This is a genomic window from Pseudomonas sp. FSL R10-2189 (genome assembly GCF_009600325.1).
GTDB lineage: Bacteria > Pseudomonadota > Gammaproteobacteria > Pseudomonadales > Pseudomonadaceae > Aquipseudomonas > Aquipseudomonas helleri.
The window spans coordinates 43,117-62,733 of record NZ_WIVZ01000004.1 but is presented as its reverse complement, the minus strand read 5'-3'; the positions used below and the strand labels follow the sequence as shown (position 1 = coordinate 62,733).

Here is a 19,617-nt window from a genome sequence, read left to right as displayed (position 1 = left end):
CCAGAAACTGGCTGAAGCTTCCCCACAAGGAAGCTTCATCACTCGGGCTTACAGACCTTTAACGGCGAAGATCCCGGCAGCGTTGCGCCAGTAACCTTTGTAATCCATGCCGTAACCGAAAATATAACGGTCAATGCACGGCAGGCCGGCGTAGTCGGCTTTAAGGTCCGGGCTGGCCTTGCGGTCGTGGTCTTTGTCGATCAGCACCGCCGTGTGCACCTGACGGGCGCCCGCGTGTTTGCAGAAATCAACGATTGCGCTCAGGGTGTGGCCCTCATCGAGGATGTCATCGATGATCAGCACGTGACGGTCCATAAAGGACACTTCTGGCTTGGCTTTCCAGAAGAGGTCGCCGCCGCTGGTTTGGTTGCGGTAGCGGGTCGCGTGCAGGTAAGACGACTCAAGCGGGAATTTGAGGTGGGTGAGCAGCTTGCCGGCGAAAATCAGGCCGCCGTTCATCACACAAAAAACCACTGGATTGAATTCAGCCATTTCAGCTGTGATCTGCGCGCCAACGCGGGCAATCGCTGCCTCAACCTCGGCTTCGGTGTACAGGCAGTCAGCCTCTCGCATGACTTGACGGATATGCTCGAGATCAGCAGACATGACGCTCTCCAGGGGGGTGGTTTGCCAGAAAAGCGGGCAAAGGTACGCACACGCATGGCTCAGATCAAGCATTTATGGACTAACGTGCATTAATGTTTGTAGGACATCACCCCGGATTAGATTAATCTAGGCCGCTTTTTTTGCCTGCCCAACCGGAGCCTTTACTTATGCCCATCCGTGAGATCCGCCATCCGCTGATCCGTCACAAGCTCGGCCTGATGCGCCGTGCAGACATTAGCACGAAGAACTTCCGTGAGCTCGCCCAAGAAGTCGGCGCCTTGCTGACGTACGAAGCCACCAGTGACCTGACCCTCGAAACCTACGAGATTGAAGGCTGGAGCGGCCCTGTCCAAGTTGAAAAAATTGCCGGTAAGAAAATTACCGTCGTGCCTATCCTGCGCGCCGGCATCGGCATGCTGGAAGGCGTACTGACCCTGATCCCGGGTGCCAAAGTCAGCGCTGTCGGCGTTGCCCGTAACGAAGAAACCCTGCAGGCCCACACCTATCTGGAAAAACTGGTTCCAGAAATCGACGAGCGTCTGGCGATGATCATCGACCCGATGCTGGCCACGGGTTCGTCCATGGTTGCCACCATCGACCTGCTGAAAAAAGCCGGTTGCAAAGAGATCCGCGCCATGGTGCTGGTCGCTGCCCCAGAAGGGATTGCCGCCGTTGAAAAGGCTCACCCGGACGTGACCATCTATACCGCGTCCATCGATCACCGTCTGGACGAACACGGCTACATCATTCCGGGCTTGGGCGATGCTGGCGACAAGATCTTCGGCACCAAGCAAAAGGATTAATCACATGCAGGACGAGTTCAACGACCCACTCTGGCGCCAGATCATCTCTGGCGCGCAGATGTTGTTCGTGGCTTTCGGCGCCTTGGTATTGATGCCATTGATTACTGGCCTCGACCCTAACGTAGCGCTGTTCACGGCGGGTCTCGGAACTCTGCTGTTCCAGATAGTGACCCGCCGTCAGGTTCCGGTCTTTCTGGCTTCGAGTTTCGCTTTCATTACTCCGATCATTCTCGCCAAGGGCCAATTCGGTCTGGCCGCGACCATGGGCGGCGTGATGGCAGCCGGTTTCGTGTACACCTTTCTCGGTTTCGCGGTAAAGCTTAAAGGCACCGGTTTTATTGATCGCCTGCTGCCACCTGTGGTGATCGGCCCGGTGATTATTTCGATCGGCCTGGCGATGGCGCCCATTGCTGCGCACATGGCCATGGGCCGTGCTGAAGACGGCACTGAGCTGATCCATTACCAAACAGCCATGATGATCTCGATGCCAGCGCTGCTGACCACCTTGATCGTGGCCGTGTTCGGCAAAGGCATCTTCCGCCTGGTGCCGATCATTGCCGGTGTGCTGGTGGGTTTTGCGATGGCGTTTTACTTTGGTGTGGTCGACACGGCCAAAATCGCCGCCGCGCCATGGTTTGCCCTCCCGCACTTCACGGCCCCCGAGTTCAACTGGCAGGCGATTCTGTTTATCGTCCCCGTGGCCCTGGCCCCGGCCATTGAACACATTGGCGGCGTGATTGCCGTAGGCAGCGTGACCGGTCGTGACTATCTGAAAAAGCCGGGCTTGCACCGCACCCTGTTCGGTGACGGTCTTGCGACCACCGCCGCAGGCTTGCTGGGTGGCCCACCGAACACCACCTACGCCGAAGTGACGGGCGCGGTGATGCTGACCAAGAACTACAACCCGAAAATCATGACCTGGGCGGCGATTTTCGCCATCAGCCTGGCCTTTATCGGTAAGTTCGGCGCATTGCTGCAAAGCATTCCGATACCGGTGATGGGCGGGATTTTGTGCCTGTTGTTCGGTTCGATTGCTGCGGTCGGGATGAACACCCTGATCCGCCATCAGGTAGACCTGAGCGAAGCGCGCAACCTTGTGATTGTGTCGGTGACCTTGGTCTTCGGGATTGGCGGCGTGCTGATCGGCACAGGGATGGGCCCTGAAGACTTCGGCCTTAAAGGCATCGCGTTGTGCGCCATCGTGGCGATTGCACTCAACCTGCTTTTGCCGGGCAATGACAGTTGGAAGAACAAGAAAGGTGATGAGCCGATTCTATAAATCGGCCTGATCTCTGTAGGAGCGAGCTTGCCTCGCGATCTTTTGATCATTTAAAAGATCGCGAGGCAAGCTCGCTCCTACAGTCTTTGCGGCTTTTATAGCGCCAACGGCGCCCTTTCACAGATAGTATTCAACGCCGCCGCCCACTCCGGGTTGTCATTGAGACACGGCACCAGCACCAGCTCCTCGCCCCCCGCCTCAATAAACTGCTCGCGTCCGCGATCGCCGATCTCTTCCAGGGTCTCGATGCAATCGGCGACAAACGCCGGGCACATCACCAGAATTTTCTTCACGCCGTCTTTGGCCAACGCATCCAGACGCGCTTCGGTGTACGGTTCGATCCACTTGGCCCGGCCCAGTCGCGACTGAAAGGCCACCGACCACTTGCCCTCAGGCAAGCCCATGCGCTCGGCAAACGATTGCGCGGTGCGCAAGCATTGCGCCCGGTAGCAGGTCGCCAGCACTTCAGTCGAGGCATTCTGGCAGCAATCGGCATTTTTGAAGCAGTGATTGCCGGTCGGGTCCAGCTTGTGCAAATGCCGCTCAGGCAAGCCGTGAAAGCTCAGCAACAAGTGATCGTAGTCTTGCTCAAGGTGCGGCCGGGCGCTGGCCACCAAGGCATCAAGGTATTCAGCCTGATCGTAAAACGGCTGCACAATCGAGAACTGCATCGACAGTTTTTTGGCCTTGACCACCCGCTTGGCTTCTTCAATCACCGTGGTCACGGTGCTGTCCGCGAACTGTGGATACAGTGGCGCCAGCGTCACCTGCTTGATGCCTTGCGCAGCCAGACGCGTGAGCACGGTTTCAATCGACGGCTCGCCATAGCGCATGGCCAGCTCGACCGGGCCTTTGGTCCATTCGCGGGTCATGGCTTGCTGCAAGCGGCGGCTCAACACCACCAGCGGTGAGCCTTCGTCCCACCAGATCGAGGCGTAGGCATGCGCCGACTGCTCGGGCCGCTTGATCAAAATCAAGGACACCAACAGTCGACGCACAGGCCACGGCAAATCGATGACGTAAGGGTCCATCAAAAACTGGTTCAAGTAGCTGCGTACATCCGCTACCGAAGTAGACGCCGGCGAACCCAGGTTAACCAGCAACAGCGCGTGGTCGGTCATGCAACATCCTATTTCAGAGGCGGGCGGAAAGATCGTCTAGCGCCGCACGCAAATCGGTGAACTGAAAAGTGAAACCGGCAGCCAGCAAGCGGGCGGGCATTGCCCGCTGGCCACCCAACAATAACGTTGCCATCTCGCCCAATCCCACCTGCAAAACAAACGCCGGTGCTGGCATGAACGCAGGGCGGTGCAACACGCTGCCCAAGGTTTTGGCGAACTCAGCGTTGCGAACCGGGTGCGGGGCGCAGGCATTATAAGGACCCGAGGCGGCATTCTCATGCACAAGAAAATCAATCAGGGCAATTTGGTCTTTGATGTGAATCCACGACATCCATTGCCGACCGTTGCCCACCGGGCCGCCCAAGCCCATCTTGAACGGCAGCAACAGGCGCGACAAAAAGCCGCCTTCAGCCGCCAACACCAACCCCGTGCGCACCAGCACCACACGAATGCCCAAGGCTTGGGCACGCTGAGCAGTTTCTTCCCAGGCAATGCACAAGTGGGACGCGAAATCGTCGTTGACCGGCGGCGACTCTTCGGTCAGTTCACGCTCACCGCCGTCGCCATACCAGCCAACGGCCGACCCGGAGATCAGCACCGAAGGTTTGTGTTCGAGGCTTTCGAGCCAGACTAAAAGCGTTTCAGTGAGCGTGACCCGACTGCTCCACAACTGCGCCTTACGCTTGCGTGTCCAGCGGCCGCCGGCAATCGGCGCCCCGGCCAGATTGACCACGACGTCTACTGGCTCGTGGCTTAACTCAACCAGGTGCTCGATGCCCCGAACGCACGCCCCGCACAGTGCTTGCACGCGTTCAGGCTGGCGGCTCCACACACTCAGGCGATGACCTTGCGCCAGCCAGTGACGACACAGTTGGCGGCCTATCAAGCCTGTACCGCCGGTCAGCAATATGTGCATGGGGTGAACCTCCCGAGGAGTTTTATGCAGAGCACTGGTCTATTTTTAAAATAAGGCCCATTAATGGGCCATTAGCCTTATAAAGAATAGGTCAGTCTGACTCGGCAGGCGCACTAAAACCTATACCAAAAAATAATTTTGTACAGGTATTATAGAAAACGAAGTCTGTGCAAACAGGGGAACGAGACCAATATGACTGTACCCATTGCGATCATCGGAGCCGGCATTGCCGGACTCTCAGCCGCCAACGCGCTGCACAAGGCCGGTTATGCGGTTCATCTTTTTGATAAAAGTCGAGGCAGCGGCGGGCGCATGTCGAGCAAGCGCAGCGATGCCGGCGCGCTGGATCTGGGTGCACAGTATTTCACTGCCCGTGACCGTCGATTTGTCGATGAAGTCCAGCAGTGGCAAGCCCATGGCTGGGCTGCCGAATGGTCCCCGCATTTGTACAACCACAAAAACGGCCAACTGACCCCCTCGCCCGACGAGCAAACCCGCTGGGTCGGCGCACCGCGCATGAGCGCAATCACACGCGGGATGCTTGGGCGCCTGACGGTGAACTTTTCGTGCCGAATTACCGATTTGATCCACGGCGAAAAACACTGGCATTTGCTCGACTCAGACGAATGCACCCATGGCCCTTTTAGCCATGTGATTGTTGCCACCCCTGCCCCGCAGGCAATCGCTCTGCTGGCCGCAGCACCTAAACTGGCCACCACCGTTGCCGGGGTCAAGATGGACCCTACCTGGGCCGTCGCTTTGGCTTTCGAAACACCGCTCGACACCCCGATGGAGGGCTGCTTTATACAAGACAGCCCGCTCGACTGGCTGGCCCGCAACCGCAGCAAGCCCGGCCGCGAAGACACCCCGGACACCTGGGTTTTGCACGCGACCAGCGCCTGGAGCAAACAGAACCTCGACCTGCCCAAAGAGGCCGTGATCGAACACTTGCACGGCGCCTTTGCCGAGCTGATCCACTGCACCATGCCGGCGCCGGTCTTCACCTTGGCCCATCGCTGGCTTTACGCCCGCCCGTCTTCAGCTCATGAATGGGGCGCCCTGACCGATGCTGACCTAGGACTCTATGCCTGCGGCGACTGGTGCTTGTCTGGCCGGGTCGAAGGGGCCTGGCTCAGCGGCCAGGAAGCCGCCCGCCGATTGATCGAGCACTTGTCGTGAATCGCATTAATCCGCGCAAACTGCTGCTGTCCAAATGGACGGCAGCCCAGCCCAAACACCGCGAAAAACACTTTCTGGTCACCCAATTGTTCTGCGACGAAGAAGGCACTGTGCTGGAAGTCGAGCTTCAGGCCGTGCTCACCCAGCGCAACCAGCGTATGCCATGGCAACACTTGCAAGCCGCCGATGAATGGAAGCTGGGCTGGCTGTAACCGACCAGCCTAAACCTCAAATACCTTTACAAGATATTTGACTTGTACAAGCCTGCGCTTATGATGAAACCAAGTTGTACATCAATTAAAAGATGTACAAGTATTTCTTGGAGGTTCGTCACATGGGCAGCACTGCTTCTTGCCAGCACAAACCAAAAATTGCCATCAGTGCCTGCTTGCTGGGCGCCGAGGTTCGCTTCAATGGTGGGCACAAGGAATCGCGGCTGTGCAGTCAGACCCTGAGCGAGCATTTTGAATTTGTACCGCTATGCCCCGAGGTTGCCATTGGCCTGGGCACTCCGCGCCAGGCCATACGCCTGGTTGGCGACCCGGCACAGCCTCAGGCTGTCGGCAGTGTCGATAACCAACTGAACGTTACCCGGCCGCTGCACGATTACGGCGTAGAAATGGCCGCGGCGCATACCGACATCTGTGGCTACATCTTTATGCAAAAGTCGCCATCGTGCGGGCTTGAGCGGGTCAAGGTGTACCAGGACGGCGGTCGCCCTGCCGAATTGAGCGGCCGTGGCATTTATGCCCAGGCGTTTTGCGCCGCGCACCCGGATTTGCCGGTAGAAGAAGACGGCCGACTGAATGATCCGGTGCTGCGTGAGAATTTCCTGACCCGTGTGTACGCCTACAGCGACTGGCAAGCCTTGCTCAAACAAGGCATCACGCGCCGCGCCCTCACCGAGTACCACGCCCGTTACAAATATCAGCTCATGGCCAACAGCCCGGTGCAATACAAGGCGCTGGGTAACCTGCTGGGCAACCTTGGCAAGCAAGACCCGCGAGACATCGCCCCGCACTATTTCAGCGAATTGATGAAAGCGCTGAAAAAATGCGCCACGCGTCGTACGCACACCAACGTGCTGCAACACCTGAGCGGCTACCTCAAGCGCTCCATCAGCCCTGAAGACAAACAGGAAATGCAGCAACTGATCGGTCAGTACCTCAAGGGCATTGTGCCGCTGGTGGTGCCGCTGACCCTGCTCAAGCATCACTTCCGTCAGCACCCGGACCTTTACATCTCGCGGCAGGTCTACCTGCAACCGCACCCTGAAAACCTCAGCCTGCGTAATGCTATCTGACAATGAACGATGACCTGATCATGTCCAATACACCCGACTCGGACTACAGCAAAGCCTTGGCTGAAGGCTGGATACCGATCCGCGAAGTCGCCCGCATGACCGGTGTCAACGCCGTCACGCTGCGTGCCTGGGAGCGCCGCTACGGCCTGATCGTGCCGTTTCGTACTGCCAAAGGGCACCGTCTGTTCTCCACCGACCATGTGCTGCGTATTCGGCGCATTCTGACCTGGCTCAACCGCGGGGTTTCGGTCAGCCAGATCAAACCGCTGCTCGATTCTGCCCCCTCTTACCATGAGCCTGCCGACAATGATTGGCACGCATGGCGCCAAGCACTGACCCTGGCGATCCGTGAACTGGCGGAACGCCGCCTTGATGACAACTTCAATCAGGTCATGTCGCTGTACCCGGCCCAACCCTTGTGCGAGCACCTGTTGATGCCGCTGATCAGCGAGCTGGAACAACACTGGCACGGCCAATTTGGCGCGCAACTGGAACGCGTATTTTTTGAGTCCTGGCTGCGCAGCAAACTGGGCGCGCGGATTTACCACAACAACCGCTCCCTCAGCGGCCCGCCAGTGCTGCTGATCAACCAGTCAGACAGGCCATTCGAGCCCCATCTGTGGCTTACCGCCCTGATGGTCAGCAGCAGCCATTGCCCGGTTGAAGTGTTTGACGCCCAGGTGCCCGGCAGTGAGCTGGCGGTGGCTGTCGAGCGGCTCAACGCGCGCGCGGTGGTGCTGTATTCGAGTAAACCGCTGAACCTGCAACACCTGCCAAAACTGTTAAGCGCGATCACTTGCCCGGTGTTGATTGCCGGGCCCTCGGTGTCCATCCACAACGACGAATTAGCGGTATCCAGCGCTGAAAGCGCGGGTTTGTCTTTGGCAAAGGACCCCATCGAAGCCCATCAACGCCTGAGCCAACTTCGCCTCTTTTAGTGCTTTCAAGGAACAGACATGCAACTTTTGTGGTTACGCAGCGATTTGCGCCAACATGACAACACCGCTCTGAGCGCCAGTGCCGAGCGCGGCCCGACCGTGGCCGTGTACCTGATCAGCCCTGAGCAATGGCTGGCGCACGACGATGCGCCCTGCAAAGTCGATTTCTGGTTGCGCAACTTGAGCATCTTGAGCGACAGCCTGAAACGGTTGAACATCCCGCTGCTTATCCGCACCGCCACCACCTGGGATCAGGCGCCCGCTGTGCTGCTTGAGTTATGCCAGCAACTGGGCATTTATGACGTGCACGTCAACGAGGAATACGGGATCCACGAAACCCGTCGCGACCACGCTGTTGCCGACGCACTTAAGGCCCAAGGCATCGGCTTTCACAGCTATCTGGACCAGCTACTGTTTGCGCCCGGCAGCCTCCTGACGCAGTCCGGCTCGTATTTTAAGGTGTTCACCCAATTTCGCCGGCTTTGCTACAACCGCCTGCACATGGCCCTGCCGAAAACCGTCGCCGCGCCCAAAGCGCAAGCGGCCCTGCTGATCAAACGCGATAGCGTGCCGCAAGCCATCCCCGGCTTTGAAACACCGCCCCAGGCGCTGCGTGATCTCTGGCCCGCCGGTGAAGATGAAGCCCATGAGCGTTTGGCGCGCTTTACCAGTGAACACATTCACTATTACCAGGACGAGCGCGATTTACCCGCCAAGCCGGGTACCAGCCAGCTGTCCACCTATTTGGCCGCAGGCGTTCTTTCGCCTCGCCAGTGCTTGCATGCGGCGCTGGGCAGCAACAACGGTGAATTCGAAAGCGGCAGCCCTGGCGTCTTCACCTGGGTTAACGAACTGCTCTGGCGCGAGTTCTACAAACATGTGCTGGTGGGCTTCCCGCGTGTCTCACGGCACCGCGCCTTCAAACCAGAAACCGAATATTTGCCTTGGCGTAACGCCCCGGCCGAACTGGCCGCCTGGCAAGAAGGCCGTACCGGCGTGCCTATTGTCGACGCGGCGATCCGCCAACTGCTGGCCACCGGCTGGATGCACAACCGTTTGCGCATGGTGGTGGCGATGTTCCTGACCAAAAACCTGTTGATCGACTGGCGCGAAGGCGAGCGCTTTTTCATGCGTCATTTGATTGATGGCGACCTCGCGGCCAACAACGGCGGTTGGCAGTGGAGCGCATCAACCGGAACAGACTCCGTTCCGTATTTCAGAATTTTCAACCCGTTAAGCCAGTCAGAGCGCTTTGATCCTGAAGGGCAATTCATCAAGCACTGGTTGCCCGAGCTCGCTGCACTGAACAAGAAAGAAGTGCATAACCCAGCGTCTGCTGGCGGCCTGTTTGGTGTAGCCAATTACCCTGCGCCTATTGTCGACCTGAAGAAAAGCCGAGAACGCGCCCTCAGCGCCTTCAAAAGCCTACCCTCACGACAACTTCTCGAGGTGGTACATGATTGAAGGTCGTCGCATCTGGTTAACCGGCGCCAGCAGCGGTATTGGCGCGCACATGGCAAAAGAGCTGCTGCAACGCGGCGCCCACCTTGCCTTGACCGCCCGCACTCTGGGCCCGCTGGTGGCGTTGTCTGAACGCTTCCCCGGCCAGGTGTTGCTGGTGCCCGGCGACCTGACTGACCATCTGCAAGTGCGTGAAATCGGCATGACCATCGCGCAAAGCTGGGGTGCCCTGGACACGGTCATCCTGAGCGCTGGAACCTGTGAATATGTCGATGTCAGACAATTTGATGCCAGGGTGATCGAGCGCTCGGTGTGCACCAACTTGCTGGCCAGCAGTTATTGCATTGAAAGCGCGCTGCCCTTGTTGCGCGCCGGACGCACCCCGCATCTGGTCGGCGTTGTCAGCGCAGTCACAGCCTCGCCGCAGCGCCGGGCACAAGCCTTTGGTGCGGCAAAATCGGGGCTGCGTTACTTGCTCGAATCACTGCGGGTTGATCTGGCCGACGAAGGCATTGATGTGACCTTGGTCAGCCCGGGCTTTGTCGATACGTCGCGGGCAGAAAACCCTGAGCTGTCAATACAGGGCCGCTGGCCTGCCTCTAAAGCTGCTGCGTACATCTGCCAGCAGTTGCAAAAACGTCCACGGGAAGTCGTGTTCCCGACCCGCTTGCTAAAACTGCTCAACCTGCTGGCTACCCTGCCAAAACGCATGCAGGTTGCACTGGCCAAGCGCCTGTCACGCAGCCATGGCGAGACCTCGCTCTAAGCCTGTGAGGCTGGGGGTGATTGGTCAGCGGGTTTACACCTGAGCGCGGCTCTGCCTTACACTGCGCGCCTATGACCAACATCGCTCTGACCGACATTACTGAACCTGCCGTTACGTGTTCGACGTGCGCGGCCTGTTGCTGCCAACTGGAAGTGATGCTGATCACCGACACCGGTGTACCCGAGCGTTTTATCGACAACGATGACTGGGGCGGTGAGGTGATGCTCAGGCTGGACGATGGCTGGTGTGCTGCGCTGGATCGCAACACCATGATGTGCACGATTTATGAACAGCGCCCGCTGATTTGTCGAGAGTTCGAGATGGGCGACGTTGAATGCCTGAATGAACGCCAGGGTATTTCGACGGCATACGTGTAGGAGCGAGCGTCTTTTTAAGATCAAAAGATCGCGAGGCGAGCTCGCTCCTACAGGGGTGGTTACAGCGGGAGGGTGTAGTGCAGCGAGTAGCTTTCTACGCCGTCGTTGGTGCTGGACAACCCGGCATTGGAGTAGTGAGTCGCGCGAATGCCGACTTCATGCCCGCCCGCAAAGCGCAAGCCAAAGCCCAGGCGGTCTTCAAACTGGAATGCCGTGCCCAATTTGTTGCGCTCGACCTCGGTATGGCCAAACACCGCCACGCCGATCCCGGCTTCCAGGTAAGGCTTGACCGTTTCGCCGGCAAATTCGTACACAAAGACAGGCGAGAACGACAGGCTGTTGTTCGCCGAAGACTTGTCGCCTTCCCAGTAGGTGTAAGCGCCACTCCAGTAACCGGTCAAACGACCCACGTCACTTTGCAGCCAACTCTTGTCCCAATTTGAATTCAAGCCCAGACGATAGGTCATCGTTGACTCACTGGTGTGCCCCACACCGAATTCAATACCGGCCGCTTGTGCCGTATAGCTATACCCCAGAGCGGCCGTTGCCAGCGCCACCAAGCCAATCAAACGTTTCATATGAAAAATCCTATTTTCGTATGCCGATCTTAATTTTTATGTACCTCATCAAACCGATGAGTATGAATCCCCAGCCCCTGAGAAAGTTCAACGACTCAAATGCTCTTCATGTTTTCTTACAGGTCGAAGCTTCGCACAAGACCAGATTTATTCCACAACACATGAAGGATATTTCTTAGAGACTCGGGAGACGCGCTGGTCCATAGCTGTGTTTCCCGCGCAGGACCTGTCGCCAACAGGCCGCGCTCATCCAATAAGCGTTGCAGTTGGCGGGCCACGGCGGCGCCGGTGTCGATCAAGATGATCGACGGTGGGAGCATTTGGCTGAGCAAAGGCTTGAGGAAGGGGTAATGCGTGCAGCCCAGAATAATGGTGTCGCAGCCAGCGGCCAGCAGCGGCTCGACATAGCCGCGCAGCATCGTGCGCAAGGTTTCGCTGCTGAGGTCGCCGGTTTCGATCAGTTCGACCAGGCCGGGGCACGGCTGGGTGATCACCTGTACCGTACTGGCAAAGCGGTCGAGCAAAGCGGCGAACTTGGCACTCTGCAAGGTACCGGTGGTGGCGAGCACGCCGACCACGCCACTGCGGGTGGCGGCGGCAGCGGGTTTTACCGCGGGTTCCATCCCGACCACAGGCCAGTCGGGGTAGCGCTGACGCAAATCTGCGACGGCCGCCACGGTCGCGGTATTGCACGCCAGCACCAGGGCCTTGGCCCCTTCGCGCTGGAAGAACTCGGCGATGATCGCGCAGCGTTCACGAATGAACTCGGGGCTTTTTTCGCCGTAGGGAATATGCCCGCAGTCGCCGACATAGAGCAGCGATTCGTTGGGCAACAATTGGTTGATCTCACGCAACACCGACAAACCGCCAACGCCGGAATCGAACACACCAATCGGCGCTTCACTCATGGCCAGCCCCACACACACTACAGGCCGGGTCACGCTTGACCCGCAACTCGCGAAAACGCGTGGTCACGGCGTCTATCAATAACAGGCGCCCCACCAATGGCTCGCCAAAACCGGCCAACAGCTTGAGCGCCTCCAGCGCTTGCAGGCTGCCGACCAGCCCCACCAGCGGGCCGATCACGCCGGCTTCGCTGCAGGTGAGTTCGTCGTCGCTGCCGTGCCCATATAAACAGTGGTAACACGGGCTCGCGGGCTGACGCGGGTCAAAGACCGACAACTGCCCCTCAAGGCGAATCGCCGCACCGCTGACCAATGGCTTGCGCGCCGCGACACAGGCGCGGTTGACGGCCTCGCGGGTGCCGAAGTTGTCACAGCAATCGAGCACCACGTCTACCGCGGACACGGCCTCAGCCAGCGAGTCGATATCCAGCGCCGAGCGATGGGCGATTAATTTGATGTGCGGGTTCAGCAGACGAAGACGGCGCATGGCCGAGTCGACCTTGCTTTCGCCGACATTGGCGCTGTCATGGATAATCTGGCGTTGCAGGTTGGTCACGTCGACGCTGTCAAAATCAGCCACGTGCAACTCGCCTACCCCCGCTGCCGCCAGGTACAGCGCCACCGGCGAACCCAGCCCGCCCAGACCGACAATCAGCGCTCGGCTGTTTTTCAGCTTGAGCTGGCCGTCGATGTCGACCTGTTGCAACAGGATCTGTCGGCTGTAGCGCAACAGCTCCTCGTCGGTCAGCACGGCAGGCGGCCCAGGGTAATGCGTTCGTGGGTGCCCAGGTCTTTGCGGCTTTCTACCTGTTCAAAGCCCGCGCCTTGCAGCAGCTCACGAACCGCAGCGGCCTGGTCGTAGCCGTGCTCAAGCATCAACCAGCCACCGGCATTTAAATGCAGCGGGGCTTGGGCAATGATGTGGCGAATGTCATCCAGCCCGTCAGCACCGGCCACCAGCGCACTCTCAGGCTCGAAGCGCACGTCGCCTTCGGCCAGGTGCGAGTCACCTGCGGCGATGTAAGGCGGGTTGCTGATGATCAGGTCAAAGCGCTGGTCGGCCAGAGCGCTGAACCAGTGGCTGTGCAGTACGCTGACGTTGGCCAGTTGCAAACGCTGGCGGTTGCGTTCGGCAAGCGCTACGGCCTCTGGCACGCGGTCAACCGCGGTCACCTGCCAGGCGCCACGCTCACTGGCCAGCGCGAGGGCAATCGCCCCGCTGCCGGTGCCCAGATCCAGCACTTTGGCCGGGGTCTGGGGCAGCAACGCCAATGCCGTTTCGACCAGCAGCTCGGTGTCCGGGCGCGGGATCAAGGTGTGCGGCGCGACTTCCAGGTCGAGCTTCCAAAACCCTTGCTGACCCAAAATGTAGGCCACCGGCTCACCCTGGCGACGACGCTGCAAGAAGTCCGAGAAGGTCGACGCCGCTTCGCTGCTGACGATTTTTTCTGGCCACGTGTGCAGGTAACTGCGCGGTTTGCCCAGCGCGGCCGCCAGCAACAGCTCCGCATCAAGGCGGGCGGTGGGCGAGTCAGGCAATTGAGCGGCACGTAACAAACTGGCAATAATGGTCATTTACTCACCCAGGGCTGTCAGTTGATCAGCCTGAAATTCCGCCAATAATGGCTCAATAACGGCATCTACACCGCCGGCCAATACGTCATCCAGTGAATACAAGGTCAAGTTGACGCGATGGTCTGTCACACGGCCTTGTGCGAAGTTGTAAGTGCGAATGCGCTCGGAGCGGTCGCCGGAACCCACCAGCAATTTACGCTCGCTGGCGATGGCATTGGCGGCGGCGCTGGTTTGCTGGTCATTCAATTTAGCTGAAAGCCAGGACATCGCCCGCGCCCGGTTTTTATGCTGGGAACGCTCTTCCTGGCACTCGACCACGATGCCGGTCGGCAAGTGCGTGATGCGAATGGCCGAGTCGGTTTTGTTGACGTGCTGACCACCCGCCCCCGAAGAACGGTAGGTGTCGACGCGCAAGTCGGCCGGGTTGATCTCGATTGCTTCTTGCTCGTCAGGCTCAGGCAAAACGGCAACGGTACAGGCAGAGGTGTGGATACGGCCCTGGGACTCGGTGGCCGGCACACGCTGCACGCGGTGGGCGCCGGACTCGAACTTCAGCTTGCCGTACACATTCTCGCCTTCGACCCGGGCGATGACTTCTTTATAGCCGCCATGTTCGCCGATGCTTTCTGACAGGATCTCGACGCGCCAGCCACGACGCTCAGCGTAACGCGAGTACATGCGAAACAGGTCGCCGGCAAAAATAGCCGCCTCATCACCGCCGGTGCCCGCACGAATTTCGAGGAAGACGTTGCGCCCGTCGTTCGGGTCTTTGGGCAAGAGCATGCGTTGCAGGTCTTTTTCCAGCTCGATGAGCTGTTCTTTGGCTTCGCGGACTTCTTCAACCGCCATTTCGCGCATGTCAGGGTCGTTGTCCTTGAGCAGCGCCTGGGCGCCTTCGAGGTCGTCCTGCACCTTGAGCCACTGACCGTAGGTGGCAACAATGGGCTCAACCTCCGCGTACTCCTTGGAGTAGGCACGGAACTTGGTCTGATCCGAAATGACCTCGCCATCGCCAAGCAAGGCGGTCAATTCTTCAAATCGATCCCGGAGGATGTCCAGCTTATTAAGCAGTGACGCTTTCATTACAGTTTTTTATCCGCAGAGCTATCCGATGAGCCCTCACCGAGGGCAAAAAGTTCTTGGGCCATGGCCAGCGCATCGAGGCGGCCTTCGGCGGAAAGCTTTTTAAGCTGCACGCTGGGGGCGTGAAGTAGCTTATTGGTTAAACCACGCGCCAGTTGCACCAGCACGTCTTGCGGGTTGCTGCCATTGGCCATCATCCGCAGGGCTTTTTGCAATTCTTCATCGCGCAAGCGCTCGCCTTGCTGGCGATAGGCTTTAAGCACATCAACCGCCGCCAACTCACGCAAACGCACCATGAAGTCGTCGGCGCCGATACTCACCAGCTCTTCAGCGGCCTGGGCAGCACCCTGACGGCTCTTGAGGTTTTCTGCGACCACTTCGTGCAAGTCGTCGACGGTATAGAGGTAAACGTCGTCCAACTCGCCGACTTCTGGCTCGATATCCCGTGGAACGGCAATGTCGACCATGAAAATAGGCTTGTGCTTGCGCAGCTTCAAGGCACTTTCAACAGCGCCCTTGCCCAGTATCGGCAATTGGCTGGCGGTCGAGCTGATCACGATGTCGCTGTGCACCAGCTCTTGAGGAATGTCTGACAACAATACGGCATGGGCGCCGAATTGCTCGGCCAGAGTACTGGCCCGCTCTAAGGTACGGTTAGCCACCACGATGCGTTTAACCCCCAGATCATGCAGGTGCCGGGCGACCAGGGTGATGGTCTCGCCCGCCCCGATCAGCAGTGCCTGACTGCGCTGCAAGTCGCTGAAAATCTGCTTGGCCAGACTCACTGCAGCAAACGCCACCGACACCGGGTTTTCACCAATCGCCGTGTCGGTGCGCACTTGCTTGGCCGAGTTGAACGTGGCCTGGAACAGACGCCCCAATAGCGGCCCGACGGTACCCGCCTCACGCGCCACGGCGTAGGCAGATTTCATCTGGCCGAGAATTTGCGGCTCGCCCAACACCAGCGAGTCGAGCCCCGATGCCACGCGCATCATGTGACGAACGGCCGCATCATCTTCATGGATGTAGGCACACGCCCGCAGCTCTTCGTAGTTCAAATCGTGATATTCGGCCAGCCATTTCAGCACAGCTTCGGCGCCGAGTTGGTCTTGTTCGAGATAAAGCTCACTGCGATTGCAGGTCGAGAGGATCGCAGCTTCGCGACTGTCGGTGAGGCGGCAGAGTTGCTGCAAGGCTTCAACCAACTGCTCTGGAGTAAATGCCACGCGCTCGCGGACGTCTACTGAAGCAGTCTTGTGGTTAATACCGAGTGCGAGGAAGGCCATTCAATATCGCTGATGGTGACGAGAAGCCGACAATTGTCCTACTTCGTCTGATTCAGAACAACCATTGCTGACTATTGTCTCTATAGTTAACGTCTGTTGAACTCATCTTCCCTCGCATCATCAGAGCCTTATATCGCTTCTATCGATAGTCGCACCTGTTATGGTTTGCACCATCGCATGTGTCATGATGCCCAGACCGCAGGTAAGTCGCCTTTCTCTTATATGAATAGATCCTCCGCGTTGCTCCTTGCTCTCGTCGTTCTCAGTGGCTGCCAGTCTCTGGCCCCCACGCCCCCGGATGCTTCGTCCGCGGCAGAAGACGTTACCACCGTCCCGGAAAAGCCCACGGTCTATAGCTCGTTCAGCGAAGACACGCTGTACAGCTTGCTGAGCGCGGAGTTGGCCGGCCAACGCAATCGCCTGGATATTGCCCTCGATAACTACGTGACGCAGGCCATCAACACCCAGGATCCGGGCGTTGCCGAGCGTGCGTTTCGCATCGCTGAATACCTGGGCGCCGATCAGGCAGCCCTCGACACGGTGCTGATCTGGGCCAGAAACGCACCGGACGACCTGGACGCACAACGCGCGGCGGCCATTCAACTGGCACGCAGCGGGCGCTACGACGATTCCATGGCCTACATGGAAAAGGTCCTGCAGGCCAAAGGCGACACGCACTTCGACTTTTTAGCCTTATCGGCCCTCGAAACAGACCCCGACACCCGTGCCGGCCTGCAAAAAAACTTTGATCGCCTGCTGGTCAGACACCCGGACAACGATCAACTGATCTTCGGCAAAGCCTTGTTGATGCAACAGGACGATGACGCGGCCGGCGCCTTGAAACTGCTGGAGCAGCATCCGCCGCAAGACGGTGAAATAGCCCCGATTCTGCTGCGCGCCCGCCTGCTGCAAAGCCTTGACCGTGGCGACGAAGCCTTGCCGCTGCTGCAAAAAGCTATGCGCGACAACCCGGACGACAAACGGTTGGGCCTGACCTATGCACGTACGCTGGTCGAACAAAACCGCATCGATCAGGCAAAAGTGCAATTCGCCAGCCTGGTTCAGCAGTACCCGGAAGACGATGAACTGCGTTTCTCTTTGGCGCTGGTGTGCCTTGAGCTTAAGTCCTGGGACGAAGCCGAAGGCTATCTGCAAGAGCTGATCGACCGCGACAGCCATGTTGACTCGGCACACTTGAACCTGGGGCGCATTGCGGAAGAACGTAATGACCCGCAAGGCGCATTGATTCAATACGCTCTGGTAGAGCCAGGTAATGATTATTTGCCTGCACAACTGCGCCAGGCAGACATTTTGATTAACCACGGCCGCGGCGCCGAAGCCTCGCAAAAACTGGCGGCTGCCCGTGACGCCCAGCCGGACTACGCGATTCAGTTGTACCTGATCGAAGCCGAAACCCTGTCGGCAAACAATCAGACCGATCGCGCCTGGGCCGTCTTGCAACAAGCCGTCAAGCAATACCCCGACGACCTGAACCTGCTGTACTCACGCGCCATGCTGGCCGAAAAACGCAACGACCTCCCGCAAATGGAGGCCGATTTGCGCGCCATTATCCAGCGTGAACCTGACAACGCCATGGCCTTGAACGCGCTGGGGTACACCCTTGCGGACCGCACCACCCGCTACGCCGAAGCCAAAACGTACATCCAGCAAGCCTACGATTTGAACCCGGAAGACCCGGCCGTACTCGACAGCCTGGGCTGGGTGAACTTCCGCCTGGGTAATTTGCCTGAAGCAGAACGTTTGCTGCGCCAGGCGCTGGAGCGCTTCCCCGATCAAGAAGTGGCCGCGCATTTAGGCGAAGTGTTGTGGGTGAGTGGCCAGCAGCGTGAAGCCAAAAAACTCTGGGGGCAGTTCCTCAAGGACAACCCAGACAGCCCAATTCTGCGCAAAACCGTCTTGCGCCTGACCGGATCCGAGACTCCTTAAATCATGTTTTTTCGTCATGTACGCCCTCTCATTGCCTTTGGCCTGATCGCCCTGCTCGCCGGTTGCGCGGGCTTCGGCGCTCGTGAATCGGTCGAAGGTCACGGCAGCCCTGCCCTGTGGTCGCAGCATAAACAGCAGTTGAGCGCACTCGACGGCTGGCAAATCAACGGCAAGGTCGGTATTCGTGCCCCTAAAGACTCGGGCAGCGCGACCTTGTTTTGGCTGCAACGCCAGGACTACTACGACATTCGCCTGTCGGGCCCGCTGGGCCGAGGCGCCGCCCGCCTGACCGGCCGCCCGGGCAATGTCAGCCTGGAAGTCGCCAACCAGGGCCGCTATGAAGCCACCACCCCGGAACAATTGCTCGGCGAGCAGTTGGGCTGGAGCTTGCCGGTGTCGCATTTGGTCTGGTGGGTTCGCGGGCTGCCCGCGCCCGACAGCAAAAGCCGCGTCACTTTGAACGCCGACAGCCGCCTTGCCAGCCTGGAACAGGACGGCTGGCAGATCGAATACCTGAGCTACATCGAGCAAAACGGTTTTTGGTTGCCGGAGCGGGTCAAACTGCACGGCACGGATCTGGACGTCACGCTGGTCGTGAAAGATTGGCAACCGCGTCAGTTGGGACAATAAGATGCAAAAAGAGGCACTGGTTTTGCCCTCCCCGGCAAAACTGAATTTGATGCTGCACATTTTGGGTCGTCGTGCAGACGGCTATCACGAACTGCAAACCCTGTTTCAATTCCTCGATTACGGCGATGAAATGACCTTCGCCGTACGCGATGACGGGGTTATTTGCCTGCACACCGAGTTTGCCGGTGTGGCGCACGACGACAACTTGATCGTCAAAGCGGCGAAAAAACTGCAACAACAGTCCCACAGCACACTGGGCATCGATATCTGGATCAAAAAGATATTGCCCATGGGCGGCGGCATTGGCGGCGGCAGTTCAAATGCGGCCACCACCTTGCTGGGCCTCAACCATCTATGGCAATTGAACTGGACTGAAAACCAGTTGGCAGCGCTGGGCCTGAGCCTGGGGGCCGATGTTCCGGTTTTCGTCCGTGGCCACGCCGCTTTCGCAGAAGGCGTGGGCGAAATTCTTACCCCTGTCGAGCCGGAAGAGCCCTGGTACGTTGTACTTGTGCCGCAAGTCTCTGTCAGCACAGCAGAAATATTTTCAGATCCTTTGTTGACACGTGACTCTTTGCCCATTAAAGTGCGCCCCGTTCCCAAGGGAAACAGCCGAAACGACTGCGAAGCAGTAGTGAAGGAGCGTTATCCAGAAGTACGTAACGCTTTGAATTTGTTAGGTAAATATACCGAAGCAAAATTAACTGGAACTGGAAGTTGTATATTTGGGGCCTTCCCAGATGAAGCAAGTGCTGTTAAAGTGCTGCACCTTCTTACAGAGACCCTTACAGGGTTTGTAGCAAAAGGAAGCAACATTTCAATGTTGCATCGAACGCTACAAGATCTGTAAACGGAAACGGGTAC

21 protein-coding genes are annotated in these 19,617 nt (G+C 58.5%); 12 read left to right on the top strand and 9 right to left on the bottom strand.

Features of this window, described 5'->3' with window-relative positions; all coding sequences use genetic code 11:
- Positions 1–48: 48 nt before the first annotated feature.
- Positions 49–606: a hypoxanthine-guanine phosphoribosyltransferase gene (locus GHO32_RS04695; RefSeq protein ID WP_153333351.1), complete on the bottom strand. Its 558-nt coding sequence runs from the start codon at positions 604–606 to the stop codon at positions 49–51.
- A gap of 167 nt (positions 607–773) precedes the next feature.
- Here GHO32_RS04695 and upp point away from each other — a divergent pair, with 167 nt between their 5' ends.
- Positions 774–1,409 (top strand): uracil phosphoribosyltransferase, encoded by a 636-nt coding sequence (gene upp / locus GHO32_RS04690; RefSeq protein ID WP_048368393.1) that lies wholly within the window; start codon positions 774–776, stop codon positions 1,407–1,409.
- A 4-nt stretch (positions 1,410–1,413) separates the two neighbouring features.
- On the top strand, positions 1,414–2,688 hold the full coding sequence (locus GHO32_RS04685; RefSeq protein ID WP_153333353.1) for a uracil-xanthine permease family protein: 1,275 nt from the start codon (positions 1,414–1,416) through the stop codon (positions 2,686–2,688).
- Positions 2,689–2,783: 95 nt separating this feature from the next.
- On the opposite strand, the gene hemH is transcribed toward GHO32_RS04685, so the two are convergent.
- On the bottom strand, positions 2,784–3,809 hold the full coding sequence (gene hemH / locus GHO32_RS04680; RefSeq protein WP_123749600.1) for a ferrochelatase: 1,026 nt from the start codon (positions 3,807–3,809) through the stop codon (positions 2,784–2,786).
- Between the two features lie 13 nt (positions 3,810–3,822).
- The gene (locus tag GHO32_RS04675) at positions 3,823–4,725 is read right to left on the bottom strand and encodes a TIGR01777 family oxidoreductase (protein ID WP_153333355.1); all 903 of its coding nucleotides are present in this window, start codon (positions 4,723–4,725) and stop codon (positions 3,823–3,825) included.
- Positions 4,726–4,917: 192 nt separating this feature from the next.
- Here GHO32_RS04675 and GHO32_RS04670 point away from each other — a divergent pair, with 192 nt between their 5' ends.
- The 7 genes from GHO32_RS04670 (at position 4,918) to GHO32_RS04640 (ending at position 10,749) form a co-directional block, all read left to right on the top strand.
- Positions 4,918–5,904: an NAD(P)/FAD-dependent oxidoreductase gene (locus tag GHO32_RS04670; RefSeq protein ID WP_153333357.1), complete on the top strand. Its 987-nt coding sequence runs from the start codon at positions 4,918–4,920 to the stop codon at positions 5,902–5,904.
- Positions 5,901–6,116, top strand: a complete 216-nt coding sequence (locus GHO32_RS04665) for a TIGR02450 family Trp-rich protein (RefSeq protein WP_368668419.1) — start codon at positions 5,901–5,903, stop codon at positions 6,114–6,116. Before GHO32_RS04670 ends, GHO32_RS04665 begins: the two co-directional genes overlap by 4 nt.
- Before the next feature lie 122 nt (positions 6,117–6,238).
- Positions 6,239–7,207 carry a DUF523 and DUF1722 domain-containing protein gene (locus tag GHO32_RS04660; RefSeq protein WP_153333359.1) on the top strand — a complete coding sequence of 323 codons (969 nt, stop codon included), beginning with the start codon at positions 6,239–6,241 and terminating at the stop codon, positions 7,205–7,207.
- Between the two features lie 2 nt (positions 7,208–7,209).
- Positions 7,210–8,145, top strand: coding sequence for a MerR family transcriptional regulator (locus GHO32_RS04655; RefSeq protein ID WP_153333361.1), 936 nt, complete (start codon positions 7,210–7,212; stop codon positions 8,143–8,145).
- Positions 8,146–8,163: 18 nt separating this feature from the next.
- A complete protein-coding gene (phrB, locus tag GHO32_RS04650) occupies positions 8,164–9,609 on the top strand; it encodes a deoxyribodipyrimidine photo-lyase (RefSeq protein WP_153333363.1) in 1,446 nt (481 codons plus the stop codon).
- Positions 9,602–10,372: an SDR family oxidoreductase gene (locus tag GHO32_RS04645; protein ID WP_153333365.1), complete on the top strand. Its 771-nt coding sequence runs from the start codon at positions 9,602–9,604 to the stop codon at positions 10,370–10,372. The genes phrB and GHO32_RS04645 overlap by 8 nt, the downstream gene beginning before the upstream one ends.
- Before the next feature lie 71 nt (positions 10,373–10,443).
- A complete protein-coding gene (locus GHO32_RS04640; RefSeq protein WP_123749594.1) occupies positions 10,444–10,749 on the top strand; it encodes a YkgJ family cysteine cluster protein in 306 nt (101 codons plus the stop codon).
- Between the two features lie 59 nt (positions 10,750–10,808).
- Here the strand turns inward: GHO32_RS04640 and GHO32_RS04635 are convergent, their stop codons facing one another.
- The 6 genes from GHO32_RS04635 to hemA all read right to left on the bottom strand — a co-directional run bounded on the left by GHO32_RS04635 (position 10,809) and on the right by hemA (position 16,176).
- Positions 10,809–11,327, bottom strand: coding sequence for an acyloxyacyl hydrolase (locus GHO32_RS04635; protein ID WP_048368404.1), 519 nt, complete (start codon positions 11,325–11,327; stop codon positions 10,809–10,811).
- 116 nt (positions 11,328–11,443) lie between these two features.
- Complete coding sequence (murI, locus tag GHO32_RS04630; protein WP_153333367.1) at positions 11,444–12,235, bottom strand: glutamate racemase; 792 nt, start codon at positions 12,233–12,235, stop codon at positions 11,444–11,446.
- Positions 12,228–12,983, bottom strand: a complete 756-nt coding sequence (locus GHO32_RS04625) for a molybdopterin-synthase adenylyltransferase MoeB (protein WP_368668420.1) — start codon at positions 12,981–12,983, stop codon at positions 12,228–12,230. The genes murI and GHO32_RS04625 overlap by 8 nt, the downstream gene beginning before the upstream one ends.
- The gene (prmC, locus tag GHO32_RS04620) at positions 12,977–13,807 is read right to left on the bottom strand and encodes a peptide chain release factor N(5)-glutamine methyltransferase (RefSeq protein WP_153338198.1); all 831 of its coding nucleotides are present in this window, start codon (positions 13,805–13,807) and stop codon (positions 12,977–12,979) included. Before prmC ends, GHO32_RS04625 begins: the two co-directional genes overlap by 7 nt.
- Positions 13,808–14,890: a peptide chain release factor 1 gene (gene prfA, locus GHO32_RS04615; RefSeq protein ID WP_153333371.1), complete on the bottom strand. Its 1,083-nt coding sequence runs from the start codon at positions 14,888–14,890 to the stop codon at positions 13,808–13,810.
- Positions 14,890–16,176 (bottom strand): glutamyl-tRNA reductase, encoded by a 1,287-nt coding sequence (gene hemA, locus GHO32_RS04610; RefSeq protein WP_153333373.1) that lies wholly within the window; start codon positions 16,174–16,176, stop codon positions 14,890–14,892. Before hemA ends, prfA begins: the two co-directional genes overlap by 1 nt.
- 222 nt (positions 16,177–16,398) lie before the next feature.
- Here hemA and GHO32_RS04605 point away from each other — a divergent pair, with 222 nt between their 5' ends.
- Genes GHO32_RS04605 through ispE form a run of 3 tightly spaced genes read left to right on the top strand, consistent with a single transcriptional unit; the run spans position 16,399 to position 19,603 of the window.
- The gene (locus GHO32_RS04605) at positions 16,399–18,123 is read left to right on the top strand and encodes a tetratricopeptide repeat protein (RefSeq protein ID WP_153333375.1); all 1,725 of its coding nucleotides are present in this window, start codon (positions 16,399–16,401) and stop codon (positions 18,121–18,123) included.
- A gap of 3 nt (positions 18,124–18,126) precedes the next feature.
- Positions 18,127–18,753 carry a lipoprotein insertase outer membrane protein LolB gene (gene lolB / locus GHO32_RS04600; protein WP_153333377.1) on the top strand — a complete coding sequence of 209 codons (627 nt, stop codon included), beginning with the start codon at positions 18,127–18,129 and terminating at the stop codon, positions 18,751–18,753.
- Position 18,754: 1 nt separating this feature from the next.
- Complete coding sequence (gene ispE / locus GHO32_RS04595) at positions 18,755–19,603, top strand: 4-(cytidine 5'-diphospho)-2-C-methyl-D-erythritol kinase (RefSeq protein ID WP_153333379.1); 849 nt, start codon at positions 18,755–18,757, stop codon at positions 19,601–19,603.
- The last annotated feature ends 14 nt before the right edge of the window (positions 19,604–19,617 follow it).

Excerpts from the sequence above, each read along its gene's own strand:
- GHO32_RS04695 (WP_153333351.1), bottom strand. The coding sequence starts at position 606 with ATGTCTGCTGATCTCGAGCATATCCGTCAAGTCATGCGAGAGGCTGAC.
- upp (WP_048368393.1), top strand. The coding sequence starts at position 774 with ATGCCCATCCGTGAGATCCGCCATCCGCTGATCCGTCACAAGCTCGGC.
- GHO32_RS04685 (WP_153333353.1), top strand. The coding sequence starts at position 1,414 with ATGCAGGACGAGTTCAACGACCCACTCTGGCGCCAGATCATCTCTGGC.
- hemH (WP_123749600.1), bottom strand. The coding sequence starts at position 3,809 with ATGACCGACCACGCGCTGTTGCTGGTTAACCTGGGTTCGCCGGCGTCT.
- GHO32_RS04675 (WP_153333355.1), bottom strand. The coding sequence starts at position 4,725 with ATGCACATATTGCTGACCGGCGGTACAGGCTTGATAGGCCGCCAACTG.
- GHO32_RS04670 (WP_153333357.1), top strand. The coding sequence starts at position 4,918 with ATGACTGTACCCATTGCGATCATCGGAGCCGGCATTGCCGGACTCTCA.
- GHO32_RS04660 (WP_153333359.1), top strand. The coding sequence starts at position 6,239 with ATGGGCAGCACTGCTTCTTGCCAGCACAAACCAAAAATTGCCATCAGT.
- GHO32_RS04655 (WP_153333361.1), top strand. The coding sequence starts at position 7,210 with ATGAACGATGACCTGATCATGTCCAATACACCCGACTCGGACTACAGC.
- phrB (WP_153333363.1), top strand. The coding sequence starts at position 8,164 with ATGCAACTTTTGTGGTTACGCAGCGATTTGCGCCAACATGACAACACC.
- GHO32_RS04645 (WP_153333365.1), top strand. The coding sequence starts at position 9,602 with ATGATTGAAGGTCGTCGCATCTGGTTAACCGGCGCCAGCAGCGGTATT.
- GHO32_RS04640 (WP_123749594.1), top strand. The coding sequence starts at position 10,444 with ATGACCAACATCGCTCTGACCGACATTACTGAACCTGCCGTTACGTGT.
- GHO32_RS04635 (WP_048368404.1), bottom strand. The coding sequence starts at position 11,327 with ATGAAACGTTTGATTGGCTTGGTGGCGCTGGCAACGGCCGCTCTGGGG.
- murI (WP_153333367.1), bottom strand. The coding sequence starts at position 12,235 with ATGAGTGAAGCGCCGATTGGTGTGTTCGATTCCGGCGTTGGCGGTTTG.
- prmC (WP_153338198.1), bottom strand. The coding sequence starts at position 13,807 with ATGACCATTATTGCCAGTTTGTTACGTGCCGCTCAATTGCCTGACTCG.
- prfA (WP_153333371.1), bottom strand. The coding sequence starts at position 14,890 with ATGAAAGCGTCACTGCTTAATAAGCTGGACATCCTCCGGGATCGATTT.
- hemA (WP_153333373.1), bottom strand. The coding sequence starts at position 16,176 with ATGGCCTTCCTCGCACTCGGTATTAACCACAAGACTGCTTCAGTAGAC.
- GHO32_RS04605 (WP_153333375.1), top strand. The coding sequence starts at position 16,399 with ATGAATAGATCCTCCGCGTTGCTCCTTGCTCTCGTCGTTCTCAGTGGC.
- lolB (WP_153333377.1), top strand. The coding sequence starts at position 18,127 with ATGTTTTTTCGTCATGTACGCCCTCTCATTGCCTTTGGCCTGATCGCC.
- ispE (WP_153333379.1), top strand. The coding sequence starts at position 18,755 with ATGCAAAAAGAGGCACTGGTTTTGCCCTCCCCGGCAAAACTGAATTTG.